Origin of the sequence: Comamonas sp. UBA7528 (genome assembly GCF_002479375.1) — a bacterium.
In the GTDB taxonomy this organism is placed as follows: Bacteria; Pseudomonadota; Gammaproteobacteria; order Burkholderiales; family Burkholderiaceae_C; genus Comamonas.
Map to the genome: position 1 here is coordinate 330646 of NZ_DLMU01000010.1, position 21447 is coordinate 352092.

Genomic DNA, 21447 nt, shown 5'->3' on the forward strand with positions numbered 1-21447 from the left:
CGCGCGGCAATGCACCCGCGTGCGTGTTAGACGGTCATGACGGATGGCTTGCGCCAGGGCCAGGCTCCCCGGTCCGCGCAACCTGTGATGAACACGTAGTGAATGAACATAGCGCCAAAGTGTAGCAAACCTGCGCACGGCCCGGCGGATGGGATCCATCTTGTCCTGCAATCCCGACCATCGCGCCAGCCCATGGCCTGGCGCACGGCATTGCCGCCGCGCGTGGTCTGCCGCTACAGCCGCGGCACGGCCGCCATATGGCACCGGCATCCCGCCACCACAGCGCCCCAGAAAGCCCTGTGGCCAAGTCACAGCGGCCCTACCCGGCTCAGACCAGCGCCGACACCGCCTGCAACTGCGCCAGGCTGTCCACAAAGCCGTCGGCATCCACGCCCTGGATCGGCTGGCCGTGGTTGTAGCCATAGCTAACCAGCACCACCGGACAACCTGCTGCCCGTGCCGCCTGGGCGTCGTTGCTGGAGTCTCCCAGCATCAGCGTGCGCGCGGGCGGGGTGCCCAGCGCCTCGCAGGTCTTGAGCAAGGGCATGGGATCCGGCTTTTTCCGGGGGAACGAGTCGCCCCCAAACACCTGCTCGAACAGGCCCTCCAGCCCCTTGGCCGCCAGCAGCGGCACGGTGAACGCCATGGGCTTGTTGGTCACGCACGCCAGGCGCAGGCCCGCATCCTTGAGCGCCTGCAGTCCTTGAATCACCCCGTCATACACGGCCGAATACTGGCCGTTGATGGCGATGTAGTGGTGCTCATACCGTGCCAGCGCCTGCGGAAACAGCGCCTGCACAGCCGCATCCTGCTCTGCCTGCGAATGGCCGGCATGCTGCAGCACATGGACCAGCACGCTGCGCAGCAGGTGCTCCGTGCCCTTACCCACCATGTGTTCGACCGCGGAGGCCGGCAGCGCGGGCAGCTGCAGATCAGCCAGCATGCGGGTGATGGCCTCAGCAAAGTCGCCGATGGTGTCCACCATGGTTCCGTCCAGGTCCACGATGGCGGCATCCACCTCCACGGTCTTGCGGGTATTGCCCGCTGGAAATTGCACTTGCATAGATCTCCCAAAGTGGGCCGCCTGTGCGCACCCAGGCGGCACAAGCCACCAGAAATGTCCTGTCTTCACAGACCTTTGCGGCCACCGCCAGGCCGGAAGCGAGAGCCGCAAATTATCCCGGCATTCCTGCGCATGCAACTGCTGCCGGTGGCGCCATGAAAAAAGCCTTCCAGTACCAGGACTGGAAGGCTTTTTTCGCCGCAATGGACCTCGCACGGAGGTGCGGTGAAAGCATGCGCTGCATAGTGCGCGCCAGCATTGGCAGCCAACAGAAGCGATGCAGGCCCTCCCTGGGAAGGCATTCCGGCATGCAGGCCCTATCAGGCCGCCAGATTGGCGCGCATGGTGTCGATCACGGCCCGATAGTCGGGCTTGCCGAAGATGGCGCTGCCGGCCACAAAGGTGTCGGCACCCGCATCGGCCACGGCGCGGATGTTGGTTTCTTTGATGCCGCCATCTACTTCCAGGCGGATATCCTTGCCGGAGGCTTCGATCCGCTTGCGTGCGGCTTCCACCTTGCGCAGCGTGCTGTCAATGAAGCTTTGACCGCCGAAACCGGGGTTCACGCTCATCAGCAGGATCAGGTCGATGTCTTCGATCACCCAGTCCAGCACGTCCAGCGACGTGGCGGGGTTGAACACCAGACCGGCCTTGCAGCCATGGCTCTTGATGTTCTGGATGCTGCGGTGCACATGGCCCGATGCATCAGGGTGGAAGCTGATGTAGTCAGCACCCGCCTTGGCAAAGGCGGTGGCCAGATCGTCCACGGGCTGGACCATCAGGTGCACGTCGATGGGCACGGGCTGGCCGGTGGGGGTCACGGCGTGGGGCTTCAAAGCCTGACAGATCATGGGGCCAAATGTCAGGTTGGGCACGTAATGGTTGTCCATCACGTCGAAGTGGATCCAGTCAGCGCCGGCAGCAATGACGTTGCGCACTTCTTCGCCCAGGCGGGCAAAGTCGGCAGACAGGATGGAAGGGGCAATGCGGTAGGTGGGGCTCATGGCTTTGAATTGTCGCAGTTACCATTGCACCATGCCGACCTACGAGTTTCAGGTGGAAGTCGAAACCCAGTACCTGCCCGCGCAGTCCGCGCCGCAGGAGGGAATGTTTCGCTTTGCCTACATCATCACCATCACCAACACCGGCACGGTGGCTGCCCAGCTGGTGGCCCGAGAATGGCATATCCATGACGCCCACGGCCGCGAACAACTGGTACGCGGCCTGGGGGTGGTCGGGCGCCAGCCCCTGCTGCAGCCCGGCGAAGCCCACCGCTACACCAGCGGCTGCGAGCTGACCACGTCCACCGGTACCATGCACGGCAGCTATCTGTGCGTCGCCGAAGACGCCGAGGTGTTCCACACGCCCATCCCCCTGTTTGTGCTTGATGTCGAAGATCCGGATGACGGCATGCCTGCCGCCATGCCGGCCGCCCGCATCCTCCACTGAAGGACGCATGAAGCGAAATGCCTATGATCTGCCCCGCCTGCTGGCGGAGCTCAACCCCCATGCCGAACTGGCCCAGCGCCACCTCTGGCTGATTCACCTGATCGAATGGGTGCGCGCCGCCCATCCGTCCACCGAGGGCGCGGTGGAGCGCGTGCGCCTGTTTCTGGATGCCCTGGACGCCGACCCCGATGCCGCCGCACGCCTACAGCTGTGGTGGCTGCAGTTCATCGACCAGGTGGACATCACCACCTTGCTGGCCGATTTCGGCTTTGCGCCGCGCACCGCCTTCTTCAGCGAGCTGACGGAACGCCTGCGCTACAAGCTGCTGCCCAGCACGCCCGAGACGATCGACGCCTCCGAGCTTTTTGCCATCGCGCTGAACGAAGAGTTCGATGTGCGCTGGCTCCAGGCATTGGACGAACCCCTGCTGCAGCGTCTGGCCCTGACCCTCAGCCCCGCGGGCAGCCCCGGTGCCAGCTTCTGGCAGCACGCGCTGCTGGGCGCCATCACCTACTGCGCGGGCCAGATCCTGTCGACCGGCTTTGCCCCCGAGCTGCGCCTGCGCATGAGCGAGGAGATCCGCGATGAAAAGCCTTTCCACGCACTGATCCACGATGTGGAAAGCCTGCGCGTGGAAGTCCTGCACGGCCTGCGCACCACCGACCGGCTGGAGCAGGCCGAGGCCCGCCTGCGCGAGCGACTGGACGCATGCCGCGCGGCGGTCGGTACGGTGTATACGCATTTTGCGGCCGAAGGCATCTCGGTCGGCCTGGTGTTCCGCCTGCGCCAGCTGCGCACACGTATCGTGCGCGTGCGCCAGTTGCTGGACTGCCTGCTGTCCACGCGCCCCGAACTGGATGCGGCCCGCCTGCTGGCAGGCTTTGTCAGCGTGGGCCGCGACCGCCGCAGCCTGCGTGCGCTGTATGACGCCAACTCCTCGCTGCTGGCCGCCAAGATCACGGAACGCAGCGCCGAAACCGGTGAGCACTACATCACCCGCACCCCGCGCGAATACCTGGACATGGTGCGACGCGCCGCCGGTGGTGGCCTGGTGATGTCCTTCACCACCCTGCTCAAGCTGGCCCTGCATGTCCTGGCGCTGTCGGCCTTCTGGGGCGGGTTTCTGGCCGGCATCAACTACGCCATCAGCTTTGTGCTGATCCAACTGCTGCACTTCACCGTGGCCACCAAGCAGCCGGCGATGACGGCGCCGGCCATTGCCGCCAAGCTCAAGGACCTGGAACGCGGCAACGCCGTCGAGGAATTCGTCGACGAAGTGGCCAACCTCACCCGTTCGCAGGTGGCGGCCATCCTGGGCAATGTGCTGGTGGTGTTCCCTGCCGCGCTGGGCCTGTCCCTGCTGGTGGCACGCCTGTGGGGCTCCCCGCCGCTGGACCCCATCCATGCGGTGCAGACCCTGGATTCGCTGAGCCTGCTGGGCCCGTCACTTCTGTTTGCCGCCTTCACCGGCGTGCTGCTGTATGCCAGCAGCATCCTGGGAGGCTGGGTGGAGAACTGGTTTGTGCTGCGGCGCATGGATTCGGCCATCCGCTACAACCCGCGCATCACCCGGCTGCTGGGCGAAAAGCGGGCCCTGCGCTGGTCCGGCTTTCTGCGCCAGAACATCTCGGGCTTCACCTCCAATATCGCGCTGGGCTTCATGCTGGGGCTGACCCCGGCCATTGCCGGCTTTTTCGGACTGGGGCTGGAAGTTCGCCATGTGACACTGTCCTCTGGTCAGATCGGCGTGGCCAGTGCTACCCTGGGCCTGCAGGTCCTGCACCTGTCTGCCTTCTGGTGGGCCGTGGCCATGTTGCCCTTCAACGGCGCACTGAATGTGCTGGTCAGTTTTCTTCTGGCGTTCCGCACCGCCTTGCGTGCGCACAACGTCAGCGGTGTGGAGCGTTCGCGCATCTACGCCGGCATTCGCCACCGGCTGCGCACCCGCCCGCTGAGCTTCTTCCTGCCATCCGGCACACGTTGAACCCCAGCCACACAGGGCACGCTGCTGTGTGATGCCAGGCGCCCCGGCCGCAACGGCCGCGGTCGCGCCTCCACCCGTGTGGGCCATTGCGCCTGCACGCTGCTGAAAGGACATGCCATGCCTGACATGTTGAGCTTTTGGTCCCAATGGCTGCGCCCCTCGGCCGGCCTTCCTGCCGTGCACTGGGCCGTGCTGCTGGCGGTGGCCGCCGTGGTCGGTTCGCTGTGCCAGCGCCAGACCGGTATTCCCAAAGTGGTGGGCTATGCCATGGTCGGCGCGCTCGCCGGCTTGCTGGGGTTTTCCGGGTCGGAATGGCCCTTGCATGGCCCGGTGCTGTTCCTGGTGGAACTGGGGGTGGCCGTGGTGCTGTTCGAATGCGGCGGGCGCATTGCGCTGCGCTGGTTCCGCCACAACCCCATGGTGCTGGTCCAAAGCGTGCTCGAATCCGCGCTGACCTATGCCGCCGTGTTTTTCACGCTGCGCTGGCTGGACCTGCCGCCCTACATCGCCAGCCCGCTGGCCATGATTGCCATGGCCTCGTCGCCGGTGCTGTTGCGCCGCGTCAGCGACGACACCCATGCCAGTGGCCCGGTCACCGACCGTGCCATGGTGCTGGCCACACTGTCCACGCTGTACGCACTGACCATCGGCAGCGCCAAGGCGGAGATCTTTGCCCGCCCCACCACCTCGCTGCTGGACGATATTTCACCAGTGCTGGTAGTGCTGGGCATCTCGGTACTGATGGCTGCCCTGCTGGCCCTGCTGATGCGCCTGGCGCTGCGCTTCATGAGCCCCGCCAGCGAGAACACCTCCATCCTCATCCTGGCGCTGATTGCTGCCGCCAGTGCCGTGGCCGCCCACCTGGGCGGATCGGCCCCGCTGGCCGCGCTGCTGGCGGGCATGGTGCTCAAGCATATGCACCCGCGCCCCTGGGCCTGGCCGCGCCAGCTGGGCACGGCCTCCAGCCTGCTGACCATGCTGATGTTCGTGCTGGTCTCCAGCGTCGCCACCAGCGCTTCCGGAGGCTGGGCGCTGGGGCTGGCGACCCTGGCATTGATTGTGGTGCGCCTGCTGACCAAGTCGGTGGGCGTGGCGGTCGGCAATATCGGCTCGGGCACCAGCTGGCGCCAGTCGGTGTGGGTGGCCGGCGCCATGGCCCCAATGTCGGCCGTGGCACTGCTGCTGACGTCGCAATTCGCCCAGGCCGCCCCCGAAGCCGGGCAGCTGATTGCCAGCGTTGCCCTGCCCGCCATCGTGCTGATGGAGCTGGCCGGCGCCGTGCTGGCCACCATGGCGCTGTACCGCGCCGGCGAAGGCACGGGCTGGCGCGGCGCACGACGCAACCAGGTGGCGGCACCCAACGCTCCGGCCCCGGCGCCCGCCGCCGCACCCGAACCCACCCCGGCCCCCACTGCTGCAGGAGACCGCGATGCCGCTTGAGACTTTTCACACCTCCGCCCCGCTGACCCTGGGCGTGGAGCTGGAACTGCAACTGGTCAACACCCACGACTATGACCTGGCGCCCTATGCCGAGGACATGATCCGGCTGATGCACAAGACGCCGCTTCCCGGCTCGGTGGTGCCGGAGATGACCAGCAGCATGATCGAGATCTCCACCGACATCTGCCACAGCGCCGCCGAGGTGCTGCACCAGCTCACGCCCATCCGCGATGCCCTGGTCAGGAATGCCGACAAGCTGAACATCGCCGTGATTGGCGGCGGCACCCACCCGTTCCAGCTCTGGCACCAGCAGCGCATCTACGACAAGCCGCGCTTTCAGGAGCTGTCGGCCCTGTATGGCTACCTGTCCAAGCAGTTCACCATCTTCGGTCAGCATGTGCACATCGGCTGCCCCGGGCCGGACGAGGCGCTGCTGATGCTGCACCGCATGAGCCGCTACATCCCGCATTGCATTGCACTGTCGGCCAGCAGCCCGTTCGTGCAGGCCCAGGACACCGCGTTCGACTCGGCGCGGCTGAACTCGGTCTTTGCCTTTCCGCTGTCGGGCCGTGCGCCCTGCGTGCTGACGTGGAAGGAGTTCGAGCAGTATTTCGACAAGATGACCGCCACCGGCGTGGTCAAGAGCATGAAGGACTTCTACTGGGACATCCGTCCCAAGCCCGAGTTCGGCACCATCGAAATCCGCGTGTTCGACACGCCCTTGACCATCGAACGCGCCGCCGCCCTGGCCGGCTATGTGCAGGCACTGGCGGCCTGGTTCATCGACACCCAGCCCTTCACGCCGCAGGAAGACGACTACCTCGTCTACACCTACAACCGTTTCCAGGCCTGCCGCTTCGGGCTGGACGCCGTCTATGTGGACCCCGCCGACGGCAGCCACCTGCCGCTGGCCGAGCACATTCTGCGCACCATGGACCAGATCGCGCCGCAGGCCGAGCGCCTGGGTGCCGCGCCTGCGCTGCAGATGCTGCGCAGCGAGGTACAGCGCCAGCACAACGACGCCCGCTGGCTGCGCGAGCGCCAGCAGGACGAACAGTTGCTGGCCGAGGTGGTGCGCCAGGCCGGTCTGCGCTTTCGCGGTACCGCATGACCCCACTGCGTCGCCTGTGGACTGCGGCGCTCCCGCCACCTGGGAGAGCCCCGTTGCGCAGGGAGCGCCCCCTGCCTGCGCTCCCCGGCAAAGGCTGCGCAAAGCGGTGCTGTCGGCGCGCAGGCGGCGGCGGTTTTTGTGGCGCCCGGCGCCACACAAGCGACAGCACAGGCGCGACAATCGCAACCTTGATGACGAGGGCCGCACACTGTGGGTGAATTTGATCTGATCCGCCGCTTCTTCCAGCGCCCCGTGCGCCGCGCCGCCCTGGGCGTGGGGGACGACTGCGCGCTGCTGGCGCCCAGGCCCGGCATGCAGCTGGCCGTGTCCTGCGACATGCTGGTGCAGGGCCGCCACTTCTTTCCCGACGTGGACCCGCACCTGCTCGGCCACAAGGCCCTGGCCGTCAACCTGAGCGATCTGGCGGCCAGTGGCGCCACACCGCAGGCCTTCACGCTGGCGCTGTCGCTGCCCCTGGCCGACGAAGCCTGGTGTGCCGCATTTTCCGAAGGCATGTTCGCCCTGGCCGCCCAGCACGACTGCGAGCTGATCGGTGGCGACACCACGGCCGGGCCGCTGAACATCTGCATCACCGTCCTGGGCGAAGTGCCCGCCGGCCAGGCCCTGCTGCGCAGTGGTGCCCGCGCAGGCGACGATATCTGGGTCAGCGGCAACCTGGGCGATGCCCGCCTGGCGCTGGATGCGCTGCTGGGCCGCCACCCGCTGCCCCCCGCCCTGCTGACCACCACCCGCGCCCGGCTGGAAGCCCCCACGCCCCGCGTGGCCCTGGGCCAAGCGCTGCGCGGCGTGGCCACCAGTGCGCTGGATGTGAGCGACGGCCTGCTGGGCGATCTGCAGCACATTCTGGACGCCAGCGGCGTCGGCGCCTGCATCGACACCAGCCTGACGACACCGCTGATCGCCGCCTATGCCGACATGCTGGGCTCCGAAGCCATTTTTGACCGCGACTATCTGCGCCAGTGCACCCTGGCCGGTGGCGACGATTACGAGCTGTGCTTCACCGCCCCGGTACAGGCCCGCGACGCGGTGCTGCAGGCCGGTGCTGCCAGCGCCACCCCCGTCACCCGCATCGGCCGCATCGAGGCCACGCCCGGCCTGCGTCTGGTGGACGCTGCGGGCGAGCCGGTGGCCGCGCACTTTGCCTCGTTCGACCATTTCGCGGACTGACCCCCTCGGTCGCGCTGCGCCGGACCGAAACACGTGCCCCCTTGCCGGGCAGCACCGCAGGCATTTCTACAATCACCGCCATGGACCAACCGATTTCCGACGCCGAGCCCAAGCGCATCGTCGAACACGACACGCCTGCGGGCTCCGCGGCCTCCCGCACCTTCACCGCCACACCGGCCAAGCCACCGCGCCCGACGGTGTCTTTCATGATGGCCCACCCGGCCCACCTGATCGCCCTGGGCTTTGGCAGCGGCCTGGGCCGCATCGCACCCGGCACCGTGGGCACGCTGTGGGGCTGGCTGTCGTTTCTGGTGCTGCAGCTGTGGCTGACGCCGGCACAGATCGGCTGGCTGCTGCTGGCCTCGCTGTTCGTGGGCTGGTGGGCCTGCACCGTCACCGCCCGCCACCTGCGCGTGGCCGACCCCGGTCACATCGTCTGGGACGAGGTGCTGGCCATGTGGATCATCCTCTGGCTGACCATGCCCATGGGCTTCTGGGGCCAGCTGGCGGCCTTTGTCCTGTTCCGCTTCTTTGATGCCGCCAAGCCCCAGCCCGTGAAATGGGCCGACCGGCTGTTCAAGGGCTTTGGCTGGAAAGGGGGCTGGGGCATCATGTTCGATGACCTGGTCGCCGCCTTCTGCACCCTGCTGGTCATGGCCGTCTGGCGCCACCTGACCCGCTGACCCCCGGAGCCCCCCATGCACCCAGCCCTGCCCGCACTCTCGCTTGTCTGCCTGACATCCCTGGCCACTGCGGTGCAGGCCCAGGACTCCCGCATCACACAGGTCACGGTCTACCCCGGCAGCGCCACCGTGCAGCGCACGCTGCAGGTGCCCGCAGGTGCACGCCAGGCCGTGCTGGCCTGTCTGCCCGCCGGGCTGGATGCACAGACCCTGCAGGTCAGTGCACCCGCCGGCATGACCGTGGGCGAGCTGTCGGTGCGCCAGCAGCCGCGGGCGCTGATTCCCGGCTGTGCCCACCCGCAGCAGGCCCGCATCCGCGCACTGGAAGACCAGATCGCCGTGCTGCAGGCCGAGGCCCAGGGTCTGGAGCAGGCAGGCGGCTGGCTGAACCGCTATACCCAGCCCGCAGGTGCCACCCAGATTGCCGCCACGGCCGATGCACTGCGCCGCACCGGCCAGAGCGTGGCCCAGCGCCGGCACCAGCTCGCACGCGAGCAGCAGGCGCTGGAAGACCAGCTCAAGCCGCTGCAGGCCGATGCACAGCGCACCGGCGGCGCCCAGGGCCTGGCCAGCACGGTGCTGGTCACACTGTCGGCCCCGCAGGGCGGAACGCTGCAGCTGAGTTACCAGGTGCGCGGCACCGGCTGGCAACCCGGCTACCGCGCCAGCCTGGATGTGGAACGCCAGCGCGTGCGGCTGGAGCGCACCGCCCAGGTCGGCCAGAACAGCGGCGAGGACTGGCGCGATGTGCCGCTGACCCTGTCCACCGGGCAGCCCAATGCCGCCGCCAGCGGTCCGCTGCCGCGTCCTTGGCGCATCAGCGAAGCCCAGCCTGCGCCACCGGCCCCGCCCATGCCCGCTCCGGTCGCCGCGCCCATGGCACGCATGGCATCTTCGGCAGAAATGGCCAGTCTGGCCCCCGCGCCAGAACCGGCCAGTTTCGACGCCAGCGTCTTCGAAGGCAGCCACGCCACCCAGTTCGTGCTGCCGCAGCGCGTCAACGTCCCCTCCAACGGCGAGCAGTTGAGCCTGACCCTGGGCGAGCAGCAGCTGGACGCCCAGGTGCTGGTGCGCAGCACGCCGGCACTGGATGCACATGCCTACCTGATCGCCAGCTTTGCCCTGCCTGAAACAGGCGTCTGGCCCAGCGGCTCCCTCCGCCTGTACCGCGACGGTGCCTATGTAGGCGCCAGCCGCCTGGACGCCGCCCAGGTGGCCCAGACCGGCCTGGGCTTTGGCCGCGACGAACGGGTGCAACTGCGCGCCCTGCCCACCGAGCAGACACAGGGCAGCACGGGCTTTACCGGCAGCCGCCAGCAGCGGGTGGAAAGCCGCCGCTGGGAGGTGCGCAATCTGCACCGCACGCCGGTCACCGTGCAGCTGCTGGATGCCGCACCGGTGGCAGAACAGCAGGACATCCGCGTGGAATCGCGCTACAGCCCGGAGCCGGCCAACACCCGCTGGAACGGACAGCCAGGCAGCGTGCTCTGGGAACTGGCCCTGCCGCCCGGAACCACCCAGCAGATCAGCACCGAGCACCGCATCTCCTGGCCGCAGGACATGCGCTTGCGCGAGCGCCGCTGACCCCACACGAAAGACAGCCGACATGCCCGCCCCTTTGCACGACACCCTCTCCGCCCTGGCCCAGGCCCTGGTGGCACGCGGCTGGATGATGGCCACCGCGGAAAGCTGCACCGGCGGCCTGATTGCCGCCGCCTGCACCGACCTGCCCGGTTCCAGCCGCTGGCTGGAGCGGGGCTTTGTCACCTATTCCAATGCCGCCAAGACCGAGCTGCTGGGGGTGCCGGCGGAGCTGATTGCACAGCACGGCGCCGTCAGCGAACCGGTGGCCCGCGCCATGGCCGCCGGCGCCGCCCTGCACGCACCGGTACAGGCCAGCGTGGCCGTCACCGGCGTGGCCGGCCCGGACGGCGGCAGCGCCGACAAGCCGGTGGGCACGGTGTGGTTTGGCTGGTCTGTGCAAGGCGAGCTGCACACGGCCTGTCTGCGCTTCGCGGGGGACCGTGCCGCAGTGCGCCAGCAGACACGCGACCACGCACTGCAGCAGTTGCTGGCCCTGGTCGCATCCGCACCCTAGCCAGGCGGGTGGCGACGGCGCTCAATAGACCAGCTCGGCCGCACCGCCGCAGTTGAGCTGACCGCCCACTTCGGTGAGGGCCAGGTCAATGCCCAGCAGGCGCAGCAAGCTGTTGACCAGTGGGTCCAGCACCGGCGCCAGCACCCCGGCCACCAGGCTGCCGACCAAGGACAGCAGCCCCGCCAGGATGTCGTCCACCAGCTTCAGAATGCCCTGGATGCCGGCCTGCGAGGCACGCGGATCGGCGGGCAGTGTCGTCAGCCCGCTCAGGCTGCCCAAGGTGTTGTTCAGGCTCTGGACCACGTTGTCCGTCTGGATCCCGCCCCACACCGAGGCCTGGTCCAGGCGCGGGGGCTGCAGCAGCTGAAACCCCGCCACCTGTTTGCTGGCCACCGGGGTGTCCAGCTTCAGGCCCAGGCCACCAAAGTACTGCGCCGTGCGCTTGCCCACGCCATCGCAGCCCCAGCAGCCGATGTCCAGCACCGGCAGTGGCTGCATGACCACCGGCGCATTGGAGGCAAAGGCTTTCTGCACCGCCTCGTTGACCGTCTGGCCCAGCCGCCCCACCCGGATGTCGGCGGCCGAGGTCCGCACCGTCTGCACCAGCGCCTTGCCGGTCGGGGTACAGACATAGTCCGTCAGATAGACCTGACCGCCGCCCGCCTCCACGAGCACATCCACCCGGCTGGGGGCCGGCAGCAGCTCCAGGTCGGCATAGCCGCTGCCGCCACCGGTCAGAAAATTGACCAGGGCCACGGCTGGCGAAATCAGCTTCAACAAGGCATTCAGCGCTGTGATGGCGGCCCCCACCAGGGGCAGGTCCACCGAGATCAGGGCCCGCACCTGGGCCGTGCGCACGAACAGCCGGTCGGCCCCCAGGGGATCGGCCTTGGCCCGCGTGGGGTCGCCGATCGCGGTCAGCTGCGGGGGTTGCAGCACCTTCAGACGCAGGCTCGTATCCGCAATCCCCAGCGGGATGTCCACCGCCGCGGCCGCCGCATTGTTGCCATTGCCCACCTGGATCACGGCCTGCGCCAGCTCCAGCACATTCAGCGAGGTCGACAGCGCCGAGGCGGTCAGCCCGCTTTGCAGCTTCAGCAACTGGTTCAGCTGCAGCCGCACACCCGGCACGGTGGCCGCCACGCCCGCCAGACTCTGCAGGGCCTGTACATTCGCATCCGCCGTGGTCGCACCGCGCTGCACCACGTCCAGCATGGCCCCCAGCACCTTGTTCACGCTGATCTGGGTGCTCAGCAAGCGGTCGTAGTCCCCGGCATCGATGCCGACCTTCAATGCCAGGGCGTCCAGAAACGCCAGCAGGTCGATCTGGGTCCCCAGCAGGCCATTCCAGCCCAGCACCGAGATATCCACCTTGCCGCCCAGCAGACCGCCCACCAGCGCATTGAGCAACAGCGCATCGTTGTTGTTCTGGATGGCGGCCAGCTTGGAGCGCACGGACAGCCGGGCCAACTGCGGCCGCTGGACAGCGGTGGCCGTGGCCTGCAGGCTGCGGCGCCCCCCGTCGGCCGCCGGCCACACAAAGAAATACGGCACCGTGCGCTGCACCGTGACCCGGCAGGCATTCACCACCGTGGCAGCACCGGCCACGAAATAGCTGGTGCGCTGTCCGGATGCATTGGGCTGCCAGTGCCCGGACTGCACCTGCAGCGGGTCGGTCGCGGCCCGTCCATTGCTGGCGGCGCTGGCCGCCGCCAGGGACGCACAGGTGTTCACGGGATCCGCGGCACCAGCCACCGCAGCCAGATCGGCCATCTTCTGCAACTCGCGCTGCTGCCAGAACAGGTTGCCGATATCGAGCGCCATCAGGCACGACAGCGCAACGCCCATCCACAGCGCCGCCACCAGCGCCACAGCGCCTTTCTGGGTGCGGTGCAGGGATGGGGTCACGGAGGCCTTCGGTGCGCTACTTCTTCGCCATGGGCGATGCCGCGCGCTCGGGGATCGGGTGGGCAAAGCTCTCCACATAGCGCGCGTAGACTTTCTGCGCCACCACGCCGGCCATGGGCTGCGGGGGACGGGAGGGCTCCGTGGCGGCCTGCTGCTGCAACAGGGCGCGTGTCGCCTGCCCCACGGGCATGGCCGTGGGGGCGGTCCCTGGCAGGGGCTGGCAGGGCGGTGCCGCGCACGCCACCACTGAAGCCGCTGGCACCGCCTGCGGCGGCGTCGGAAGCGCTGGCGGCGGGGTCTGCGCGGACACGCTGCCCGCCCCCACCAGAACCAGGGTCCACCACATCGGTTTGCAGATCATGAGGGTGCTCCTTGCTGTGCCACGGCCGTGGTATCGGGGATGGATGCGGCCGCGGGAAGCGGCGGCGGCAAAGCCGGTTCGGGCGTGCGCTGCAGCACTTCCAGCTGCTGGGCCTGCTGAAACACCTGCTGGCGCAGCGGGGCCCCCATCTGGTGCTGCTGCATCCACTGGGCCGCTTCCTGGTCCTTGCCAAACAGCAGCAGGTACACGGCCACATTGCTGAGGATGCGGCGCTGTGCAGGCTGCAGCTGCACCGCCTGCATCAGCGGCAAGCGTGCGTCGCGGGCCTGCGGCGTGTGCAGCAAGGCGTAGCCCAGATCGTTCAGCAGCAAGGCATCGGTCGGCGACAGCCGGCGTGCCGCCTGCAGCTGCGCCACGGCCTCCCGGTACTGCCCTTGCGCGGCGGCCAGCAGGCCCAGGCCATGCGCTGCACGCGCGGCCTGGCTGCCGCTCTGCAAGGCCCGGTACAGGCGTTCACTGTGCTGGAACTGGCCCGTCTGGCGCAGCGCATCGGCGCGCAGCAAGCGGCTGGTGTCCGAAATGCCCCAGCGCTGCTCCAGCGCATCCAGATGCGCCAGCGCGGCGTACCACAGCGATTTGCGCTGCAGCTCGGCCACCACCTGCAGGTAGCTGGCCTGCGTCTCCTGCGCCAGCATCGGCGTGGCGTCACCGGCGCGCTCTGCGTCCGCCTGCTGCTCCGCGCGTGCCTGGCTGTCCGCCGCCTGCGACGACGCCATGGCCGCGGCCGCCATGCTGCCCAGCACCTGGGTGCTGCAGCCGTACAGCCCCATGCTGCCCGCCAGCGCGGCGGCCAGCAGGCACCGGCGCCACTCCCATCCCTCTGCACTGCCTTGCTGCTTCATTTGACACTCCCCAAAGTTCGCATCACGGCCAGAAAGCCGGGACCGGCGGTGATCACCATCAACGCCGGCAACAGGGTCAGCACCATCACCGCCGTCATCTTGACCGTGACCTTGCCGATGGCCTCCTTCATGCGCATGCGCCGCTGCTCGCGCAGGCGCTGGCCGAACTGGCGCAAAGGTTCCTGCACCGCCCCGCCGTGCTGGTCGATCTGCACCAGCAACGCCGTCAGATCGGCCAGGCTGTCGCTGTGGAACATCTCGGACAGCCGGGAAAAAGCCTGGTCGCGGGAACGCCCGCCGGCATACAGCCGGTTGGCCAGCTGCAGCTCACGCGACAGCACCGGCAGCACCTGGCCAAAATCCTGCGCAATCAGCTGCAGACTCTGGTCTATGCCCTGTCCGCTGCCCTGCAGCAGGGACAGCAGATCGACCAGCACCGGCAACTCCGCCTCCACGCTGCGCCGCCGCCGCTGGGCATAACGGCGCAGCACCCACTTGGGCAGCAGATAGCCCAGGGCCAGCGCGGCAAACAGGTACAGCCAGGACAGCCGGGCCATGAAGGCTGGCGCCCACAAGGCCAGCAGCAGTGGCAGAAAAGCCATCAGGGCCAGGCGTGCCAGCACCAGGTAGACCACCCCCAGGCTGTTTCCAAAGCCGCATTGCGCCAGCAAGGTCCGGTCTTCCTGCGCCACCACCTGCTGCCCGGCGGGCGAGGCCAGCCATGCCCGCAGGCGCTGGCTTTGGCGCTGCAGCCACTGGCGCGGCCGCAAGGCTTTTCGGCTGCGGGGCGTGGGCCCCACCGGCTGGCGCCGCTGCAGCACCGCGTCCACATGGCGGTGCCGCTGCGCCCGCTGCCGGGCCAGCCGCCACAGCCACCACCCGAGCACCAGCAGCGGCAACAACATCAGCGCTGCCAGCACACTTCCTTCCCCAGGCAGATAGCGGTCCATGCGCCCTCCTCATTCCAGCTGGGCCAGGCGGTACAGCATGCACACCCCGACCACCTGCAGACCGGCTGCCGCATACAGCAGCTGGCGGCCTCCCGCGTCGTTCCACAGCTGCATGAAGTAATCCGCATTGGTGATGATGATGGCGCCCCCCACCAGCAGCGGCAGCAGGCTCAGCACCCAGGCAGACAAGCGCACCTCGGCCGAGAGGGCAAACAGCTCCTGCCGGGCCTGCTGCTGGTCGCGCAGGAAATGCGCCACCCGCTCCAGCAGGCTGTCGACCCGACCGCCGAACCGGCCGCCGACCTGCAGGATGGCCGCCAGCAGCGAGAAGGCTTCCAGCCCCCAATGGCGGCTGGCGGTGGCCAGGGCCTGCTCCACCGGCATGCCGGCCTTGGCAAAGGCCGCAGCCTGGTTCAAGGTGGCCAGCAAAGGCGGCTTGGCCGCTGCCGAGGCCAGCAAGAAGGCCGACGGGGTGGCATGCCCCAGCACCACCATGCGCACCATGCCGTCGATGAACGCCGGCAACTGCTGCTGCACCTGCTGGCGCAGCCGCTGCCAGCGCCGCCAGGCCAGCAGCAGGGCCACGCCCATCAGCAGGCACCAGAGCAGCAGCGCCGCGCGCTCCCAGCCCAGCACCGCCAGCGGCAGCGCCAACACCACCGGCACCGACAAACCGCCCCACAGCCAGCGCCAGCTGACCGCATGCCGCAGCCAGGGAGGCCCCCAGGACAGCCCTGTCGCCGCCTCCTCACCGCCCACCGGGCCCAACAGCACCGCCGTCCCTTCGCGCTGCTCCAGCACGGTCTGCAGGTGCTGAGCCATCTGCTGCTGCAGGCGCTGGTGCGCTTCATAGCCCCACAATGCCACGCCCAGCCCGGCCAGCAGGCAGGCCACACTCAGAATGGCCCAGCCGCTCACAGCGGCCACCCCCCGCCATTGGCCATGCCCCGTGCGGCGGCGTTACCGGCCTTCCAGGCGGCCAGCTTCGGCGTCTGCGGCAGCACTCCCAGGCTGTGCCAGCTGTCGACCTGCCCGCCCTGGGACTCGTGGCGGTACAGCTCCTGCAGCGCCACCGTGTCGTCCACCATGCCCACCACCTCCGTGATGGACAGCAGCCGGCGCTTGCCGTTGGGCAGGCGGCCGATCTGCACGATGAAATCCAGGGCCGACACCATCTGCCTGCGCAGGCTCAGCTCGCTGCCGGCAAAGCCGGCAAACCCCGCCAGCATCTCCAGCCGGTACAGGCATTCGCGCGGCGAGCTGGCATGGATGGTGGCCATGGAGCCGTCATGGCCGGTGTTCATGGCCTGCAGCATCTCCAGCACCTCGGCGCCGCGCACTTCACCGACGATGATGCGGTCGGGCCGCATGCGCAGGCTGTTGCGCAGCAGATCGCGCGTGGACACTGTCCCCTGCCCGTCCAGTCCGGCAGGCCGGCTCTCCATGCGTACCACATGCGGATGGTGCAGCGACAGCTCTGCCGCATCCTCGATGGTCACCACACGCTCGCTCTCCGGGATGAACACCGCCATGGCGTTGAGCAGCGAGGTCTTGCCAGAGCTGGTGCCACCGCTGATCAGGATGTTGCAGCGCTCGCGCACGGCGTGGTGCAGCAGGCTGGACATGGCCGCATCCAGGCTGCCCATGCGCACCAGATCGTCCATACCCCAGGCCTCCTGTCGGAACTTGCGGATGGAGACCAGCGGGCCATCCAGCGCCAGCGGCGGGATGACGGCATTCAGGCGGCCGCCGCCCGGCAAGCGGGCATCCACCATGGGGGACGATTCGTCCAGACGCCGCCCCAGGGGGGCCAGCACACGCTGCACGATGCGCAGCAGATGCTGATCGTCACTGAAGGCCAGTGCCTGCTTGTGCAGCACCCCCCGGCGCGAGATGAACACGTTCTGGTAGCCGTTGATCAGAATGTCTTCCACGTCCTGGTCCTGCATCAGATCGTCCAGCGGACCCAGGCCATTGATTTCCTTGAGCAGGTCGCGCGCAATCTGCTGGGCCTCGCTGGCATTGATGGGAACACGCCGCAGTTGCACAAAACGGTCGATCTCCCGCGCCACGAACTTCTGCACCCGCGCCTCGTCCCAGTGCGAAAACTCCGAGCCGACTTCCTCTATCCGCGCCAGCAGATGCTCATGGGCCTGCAGGCGAATGGCCAGGTATTCGCGCGACGCCGCAAACCCGCCGGCCGCATCGCTGTAGATCATCTGCATCATGGTGTGCGCCCTCCTGCCCGCTGCAACCACGCCTGGCAGCGCTGCAGCAGCCCCTGCGGCCGGGGCGCGGCGGCCACGCCATCGGCCTGCAACGATGCGGCCATCTGCCGCACCTGCACGCAATAGGCATCGGAGGCGTCGGCCTCGGACAGCAACTGCCCCTGGCTGCTGGCCTGCAGCATGGCCAGGTCGCGCTGCGGCAGCACATGGCGCAAAGGGTGTGCCACACGCCGGGCAATTTCCTCCGGCGCCATGCCCACACCACGCAGGGCACGGTTGATCACCACGCCATCGCACATCGGCGCGCCCTCCGGCTTGGACGGCAGGGTGCTGAGCATTTCCGTCATGGACACAATCCCTCCCACCGACTGGTCGCACACCGCCCAGACATGGTCGGCCTCGCGGGCCACGGCCTGCACCATCTCGTGGGCAGGCAAGCCCCCCAGGTCAATCACCTGCCAGGCGAAAAAGGCGCGCAGACGCTGCACCATCGCCGACATGGAACGCGGTTCCACATCCCGCATGATCTGCGCCTGTGCCGGCCACGGCAGCACCATCGGGCCGCAACGGTGGCGTGGCAGTGCGGCCGCCAGCAGGGCCGGGTCCAGCCGGTGCATGCTCTGGATCGCATCAACCATGTGAAAGCTGCTTTGCAAGCCCAGGTGCATCAACCCGTCACGCAGCGGAAATCCCAGGTCCAGCAAGCCCACCAGCGCGCTGTGTTTCACCGCAGCCGGTCCGCCCGCCCCCATGGCCTGCGCCAGGGCCGCCGACAGGTGCGCCGCCAGGGTGCTCACCCCCATCCCGGGCCGGGCCCCCAGCAGGGCAACGGTTTTCCCCAGCTGCTGCCCTGCGGCCGCTGTGCTGCCCAGCACCTGGGCGCTGCCGCGCATGCTCAAGGACCAGAAGGGCTTGAGCTGCTCCTCCACGGCCCCCGCCATGTCCAGGAAATCCTGTGCCCCGCCCCGCAGTGCCGCCAAGGGCACCTTGGGGGTGTTGGCATAGCCCATGCCCAGCACGGACAGCTTGGGCTGGTGTTCGCGCAGCCACTGGGCCAGCTTGACCGGCCCTTCCAGGTCCTGGCGGGCATCGAACTGCACCACCACCATCACCACCTGGGGGGTCAGTGCGGCCTTCATCGCCTCGGGATGGGGCGCACAGTGCAGCACCTGCATGGCATCGCCGATGCGCGCCTGCAGCCAGGCCGCATCCTCCGCCGAATCCCCCACCTGCAGCACACACACCGGCGCATCCTGGGCGGGTGCTGGTTCCAGCAGAGAAGGGGTCGTGACGTCCGCAAAGTTCATGGCCCCTCCTTATTCCGAAAAGCCCGGCAGGGCATCGCTGCTGCCGCTGGGGCCCACATAGCTGCCCCAGAAGCGGCGGCCCCCGGGGCCGTCGCTGCCGGCCCCCGGCAGTTGCCCCTCCTTCAGCTGCCCCTGGGCAAACGGCCGCACCAGGCGCGGGGTGACGATGATCACCAGTTCCCGCTCCTTGCGGCTGAATTCCTGGCGCTTGAACAAGGTGCCCAGCACCGGAATCTGGCTGAGCAGCGGCACCCGGTTGACGGACGACACCGTGGCCTGGCTGACCAGCCCGCCGATGACAAAGCTCTCGCCATCCCCCAGCTCCACCGTCGTGTCCGCACGCCGCGTGGTGATGGCGGGCACCGCCACGCTTTGCAGCGTGACCGCATTGGCATAGTCGAGCTCGCTCGATTCGGGCGCCACTTTCAGCACGATGCGCTGGTCGTCCAGCACCGTGGGAGAGACGGTCAGGCCCACACCATAGGGCTTGTATTCGATGCTGACGGACCCATTGCCCTGGGACAGCGGAATCGGGATTTCACCGCCTGCCAGGAAGTTGGCGCTCTGCCCGGACAGCGTCACCAGCGACGGCTCGGCCAGCACCCGTGCCATGCCACTGCCTTCGAGCATGCCCAGGTTCACGCCCACACCAGCCTTGCCGAAATCCAGCAACAGGCCAAACGCCTGGGCAAAAGGCGAGCTGGCATCCGGCGCCAGCAAACCGGGGGAACCAAAGGCGGTACTCCCCGTAGCGCCCGCCGACAGCACGCCAAAGCGGAACCCCTGGCTGTTGCTGCGGGTGCTGAACAGATTGATGCCGGCCTGCTGCATGCGGTTCTTGTTGATCTCCACCACCTTCACGTCCACCTGCACCACATGGCTTTTGAGCAGCACCACACCGGCATCCCCCTGCGCGGCCTTGTCCCCCGCCATACGCAGCGCATGGGCTTCCAGACTGGAGGAACGCTGCCCCTCCTGTCCGGAGCGCTGGCGCACCGTCAGCACATAGTGGCGCGCCGCGGCCGTGCCCTGCGGCCACACCATCAGCGAACTCACACCCGGCTTCAGCGGGGTCAGCACCAACTGTGCGGCCCCTCCGGTAGGCTGTGCCCGCTGTACCTGCACGCCCAGCACGGTGTCATCGCCCACCGCCAGGCGGCGGACCCCCTCGGGCACCTCCAGCAGCTGCTGCACCCCCACCTGCAGGCTTTTTTCCAGCACCGACGGCGCTGCCTGCCCCTGGGACTGCGCCACCGCCAACGGCACGGCACCACACACCACCGTCACCAGCCCCCCCACTGCCCGGCGCCACCACCAGGACGGATTGGCGGGTGTTGCGCGATATGAACTCATGGCACCTCACTCAGTAATGCACGGTTTCGGACCGGTTCCCCCGTAGGACTTCCACCGCCAGACCCGTTGCGCGCGGTGGCGATCCATCCCCCCCGGGCCTGCGCGCCGCTGGCGGCAGGCCATGGTGTGCGGTCAGCAGTGACGCGGTCTGCGACGGCGGCAGTGCGCGCCCTGGCGCGGTGCGGGCCAGTTGCTCCAGCACCACCACCTCGGGGCTCGGTACGGTCTGCGCCATCGCATTCCCCGGTACGGCCGCGCGGGATGGCGCATCCTCCCTATCCAGCGGATTGCGCAAGGCCAGCAGCACCTGTCCCTGGCGCTCCGCCAGCAGCAAGGCATTCACCTCCTGCGCCTGCACCGCCAGCACCGCAGTGCGTGGCGGCTGGCCGGTGCGCGCGGCATCGTCAGCGCCGTCCTTGCCGGCTGCGCCCTCCATCTGGCTGCCATAGGCCAGCACCCGCTTGCGGGCCAGCAGTTGCCGGGCCTGGGTGGCGTCCACTTCCTGGCTGTCCTTGCGCAGCACCACCAGCACATCCACCCAATCGCCCGGTGCCAGCTTGTGCCCCACGGCGGAGGACTCATCCACTTTGATGGCCACGGCGCGCTCGCCGGGTTGCAGCCCGGCGGCAATGCCGCCCAGCAGCCGGGAAGCGATCACCGGATCGCCCTCTGCCGCAGGCTGGGCCAGGGTTCGCCCCAGGACGCTGGCTTCCAGCGCCACCGCCCCGGGCGGCAGCATGGCCACCGGCTGCAGACGCACATCCTCGGCCTGCAGCAGATGGCCGGCAGGCAGGGCCTTGCTGGCCACCACCATGCTGACCCGGGGGGCGAGCGTGCCCGTCGGCAGTGCAGCCGGTGCCTTGGCCGGGCCCGACACCAGAAAGGCCATCCAGGCCAGCCCGCCTCCCAGGACCACCAGGGCCAGCGCGACGAATTTGAAGCCTTTGTGCATGCGCCTCCCGTTCAGTAGCTGAGCGCAATCTGCGTCACCGCCATCCCGGTGAGGCGCTGGGGTGTGGGCAGCAACGGCAGGCGCGGCAGGATGGGGGTGGCGGCGTAGTCGTAGCTCAGCGACACCGCCAGACAGCGCACCCGGCTGGCCAGCGCCACCGGGATCTGGCACTGGACGGCGGTCACCAGCTGCGTCTGGCAGGCAATGGCACGCCCGCTGACCTGTTCCAGCCAGCGCACGCCCTGCTTGGCCATGGTGCAGGCCGCGGTCGTGCGGGAGGCTTCGGCATCGTTCAGGCTGTCAAAGCGCAAGGCCGCGCGCGCACCTTCCGCCGCGGACTGGGCCAGTGAATGCTGCGCCGCAAAGATCAGCCCATAGGACAGCAGGCCATACATCATCAAAAACAGCACGGGAAACACCAATGCCAGTTCCAGCGCCGCCACCCCGCGTTGCCTGTTCGGGTTCCGGTGGGTGGCTGGCAACTGGGGCATCGGGTATCGGCTCCTTGT

At 68.5% G+C, this 21447-nt stretch carries 20 protein-coding genes; 8 read left to right on the plus strand and 12 right to left on the minus strand.

Annotated features, from left to right (window positions below):
- Nucleotides 1–328: 328 nt before the first annotated feature.
- Nucleotides 329–1063 carry a phosphoglycolate phosphatase gene (locus tag B3349_RS14505; protein WP_291589742.1) on the minus strand — a complete coding sequence of 245 codons (735 nt, stop codon included), beginning with the start codon at nucleotides 1061–1063 and terminating at the stop codon, nucleotides 329–331.
- Between the two features lie 320 nt (nucleotides 1064–1383).
- Entirely contained in the window at nucleotides 1384–2067 is a 684-nt protein-coding gene (gene rpe, locus B3349_RS14510) for a ribulose-phosphate 3-epimerase (protein WP_291589744.1), read from the minus strand.
- Between the two features lie 31 nt (nucleotides 2068–2098).
- On the opposite strand from rpe, the gene apaG reads away from it, so the two are divergent.
- From apaG to B3349_RS14550, 8 genes are all read left to right on the plus strand, one after another.
- Nucleotides 2099–2512: a Co2+/Mg2+ efflux facilitator ApaG/CorD gene (gene apaG, locus B3349_RS14515; RefSeq protein ID WP_291589745.1), complete on the plus strand. Its 414-nt coding sequence runs from the start codon at nucleotides 2099–2101 to the stop codon at nucleotides 2510–2512.
- 7 nt (nucleotides 2513–2519) lie between these two features.
- Complete coding sequence (gene tlpB, locus B3349_RS14520; RefSeq protein ID WP_291589747.1) at nucleotides 2520–4496, plus strand: transporter-like protein TlpB; 1977 nt, start codon at nucleotides 2520–2522, stop codon at nucleotides 4494–4496.
- Nucleotides 4497–4613: 117 nt separating this feature from the next.
- Nucleotides 4614–5936, plus strand: a complete 1323-nt coding sequence (locus B3349_RS14525; protein ID WP_291589748.1) for a cation:proton antiporter — start codon at nucleotides 4614–4616, stop codon at nucleotides 5934–5936.
- Nucleotides 5926–7047 (plus strand): YbdK family carboxylate-amine ligase, encoded by a 1122-nt coding sequence (locus B3349_RS14530; protein ID WP_291589750.1) that lies wholly within the window; start codon nucleotides 5926–5928, stop codon nucleotides 7045–7047. Before B3349_RS14525 ends, B3349_RS14530 begins: the two co-directional genes overlap by 11 nt.
- A 210-nt stretch (nucleotides 7048–7257) precedes the next feature.
- The gene (thiL, locus tag B3349_RS14535; RefSeq protein WP_291589752.1) at nucleotides 7258–8235 is read left to right on the plus strand and encodes a thiamine-phosphate kinase; all 978 of its coding nucleotides are present in this window, start codon (nucleotides 7258–7260) and stop codon (nucleotides 8233–8235) included.
- A gap of 206 nt (nucleotides 8236–8441) precedes the next feature.
- Complete coding sequence (locus tag B3349_RS14540) at nucleotides 8442–8918, plus strand: phosphatidylglycerophosphatase A family protein (protein WP_280011480.1); 477 nt, start codon at nucleotides 8442–8444, stop codon at nucleotides 8916–8918.
- A gap of 15 nt (nucleotides 8919–8933) precedes the next feature.
- Nucleotides 8934–10502 (plus strand): DUF4139 domain-containing protein, encoded by a 1569-nt coding sequence (locus tag B3349_RS14545; protein ID WP_291589754.1) that lies wholly within the window; start codon nucleotides 8934–8936, stop codon nucleotides 10500–10502.
- A 22-nt stretch (nucleotides 10503–10524) separates the two neighbouring features.
- Complete coding sequence (locus tag B3349_RS14550; RefSeq protein ID WP_291589756.1) at nucleotides 10525–11016, plus strand: CinA family protein; 492 nt, start codon at nucleotides 10525–10527, stop codon at nucleotides 11014–11016.
- A 21-nt stretch (nucleotides 11017–11037) separates the two neighbouring features.
- Here the strand turns inward: B3349_RS14550 and B3349_RS14555 are convergent, their stop codons facing one another.
- The 10 genes from B3349_RS14555 to B3349_RS14600 are packed head-to-tail and all read right to left on the minus strand — an operon-like array spanning nucleotide 11038 to nucleotide 21429.
- On the minus strand, nucleotides 11038–12924 hold the full coding sequence (locus tag B3349_RS14555; protein WP_291589758.1) for a TadG family pilus assembly protein: 1887 nt from the start codon (nucleotides 12922–12924) through the stop codon (nucleotides 11038–11040).
- 16 nt (nucleotides 12925–12940) lie between these two features.
- Nucleotides 12941–13285, minus strand: a complete 345-nt coding sequence (locus tag B3349_RS14560) for a DUF3613 domain-containing protein (protein ID WP_291589760.1) — start codon at nucleotides 13283–13285, stop codon at nucleotides 12941–12943.
- Nucleotides 13282–14148 carry a tetratricopeptide repeat protein gene (locus B3349_RS14565; protein ID WP_291589762.1) on the minus strand — a complete coding sequence of 289 codons (867 nt, stop codon included), beginning with the start codon at nucleotides 14146–14148 and terminating at the stop codon, nucleotides 13282–13284. The genes B3349_RS14560 and B3349_RS14565 overlap by 4 nt, the downstream gene beginning before the upstream one ends.
- Nucleotides 14145–15098: a type II secretion system F family protein gene (locus B3349_RS14570; protein WP_291589763.1), complete on the minus strand. Its 954-nt coding sequence runs from the start codon at nucleotides 15096–15098 to the stop codon at nucleotides 14145–14147. The genes B3349_RS14565 and B3349_RS14570 overlap by 4 nt, the downstream gene beginning before the upstream one ends.
- A 9-nt stretch (nucleotides 15099–15107) precedes the next feature.
- Entirely contained in the window at nucleotides 15108–16016 is a 909-nt protein-coding gene (locus B3349_RS14575; protein ID WP_291589764.1) for a type II secretion system F family protein, read from the minus strand.
- Complete coding sequence (locus B3349_RS14580; protein WP_291589765.1) at nucleotides 16013–17326, minus strand: TadA family conjugal transfer-associated ATPase; 1314 nt, start codon at nucleotides 17324–17326, stop codon at nucleotides 16013–16015. Before B3349_RS14580 ends, B3349_RS14575 begins: the two co-directional genes overlap by 4 nt.
- A complete protein-coding gene (locus tag B3349_RS14585) occupies nucleotides 17323–18633 on the minus strand; it encodes a CpaE/TadZ family protein (protein WP_291589766.1) in 1311 nt (436 codons plus the stop codon). The genes B3349_RS14580 and B3349_RS14585 overlap by 4 nt, the downstream gene beginning before the upstream one ends.
- Nucleotides 18634–18642: 9 nt before the next feature.
- Nucleotides 18643–19986: a type II and III secretion system protein family protein gene (locus tag B3349_RS14590; protein ID WP_291589767.1), complete on the minus strand. Its 1344-nt coding sequence runs from the start codon at nucleotides 19984–19986 to the stop codon at nucleotides 18643–18645.
- A 10-nt stretch (nucleotides 19987–19996) separates the two neighbouring features.
- Nucleotides 19997–20938, minus strand: coding sequence for a Flp pilus assembly protein CpaB (gene cpaB, locus B3349_RS14595; protein ID WP_291589769.1), 942 nt, complete (start codon nucleotides 20936–20938; stop codon nucleotides 19997–19999).
- An 11-nt stretch (nucleotides 20939–20949) separates the two neighbouring features.
- Nucleotides 20950–21429, minus strand: a complete 480-nt coding sequence (locus tag B3349_RS14600; RefSeq protein ID WP_291589770.1) for a TadE/TadG family type IV pilus assembly protein — start codon at nucleotides 21427–21429, stop codon at nucleotides 20950–20952.
- Nucleotides 21430–21447: the final 18 nt, after the last annotated feature.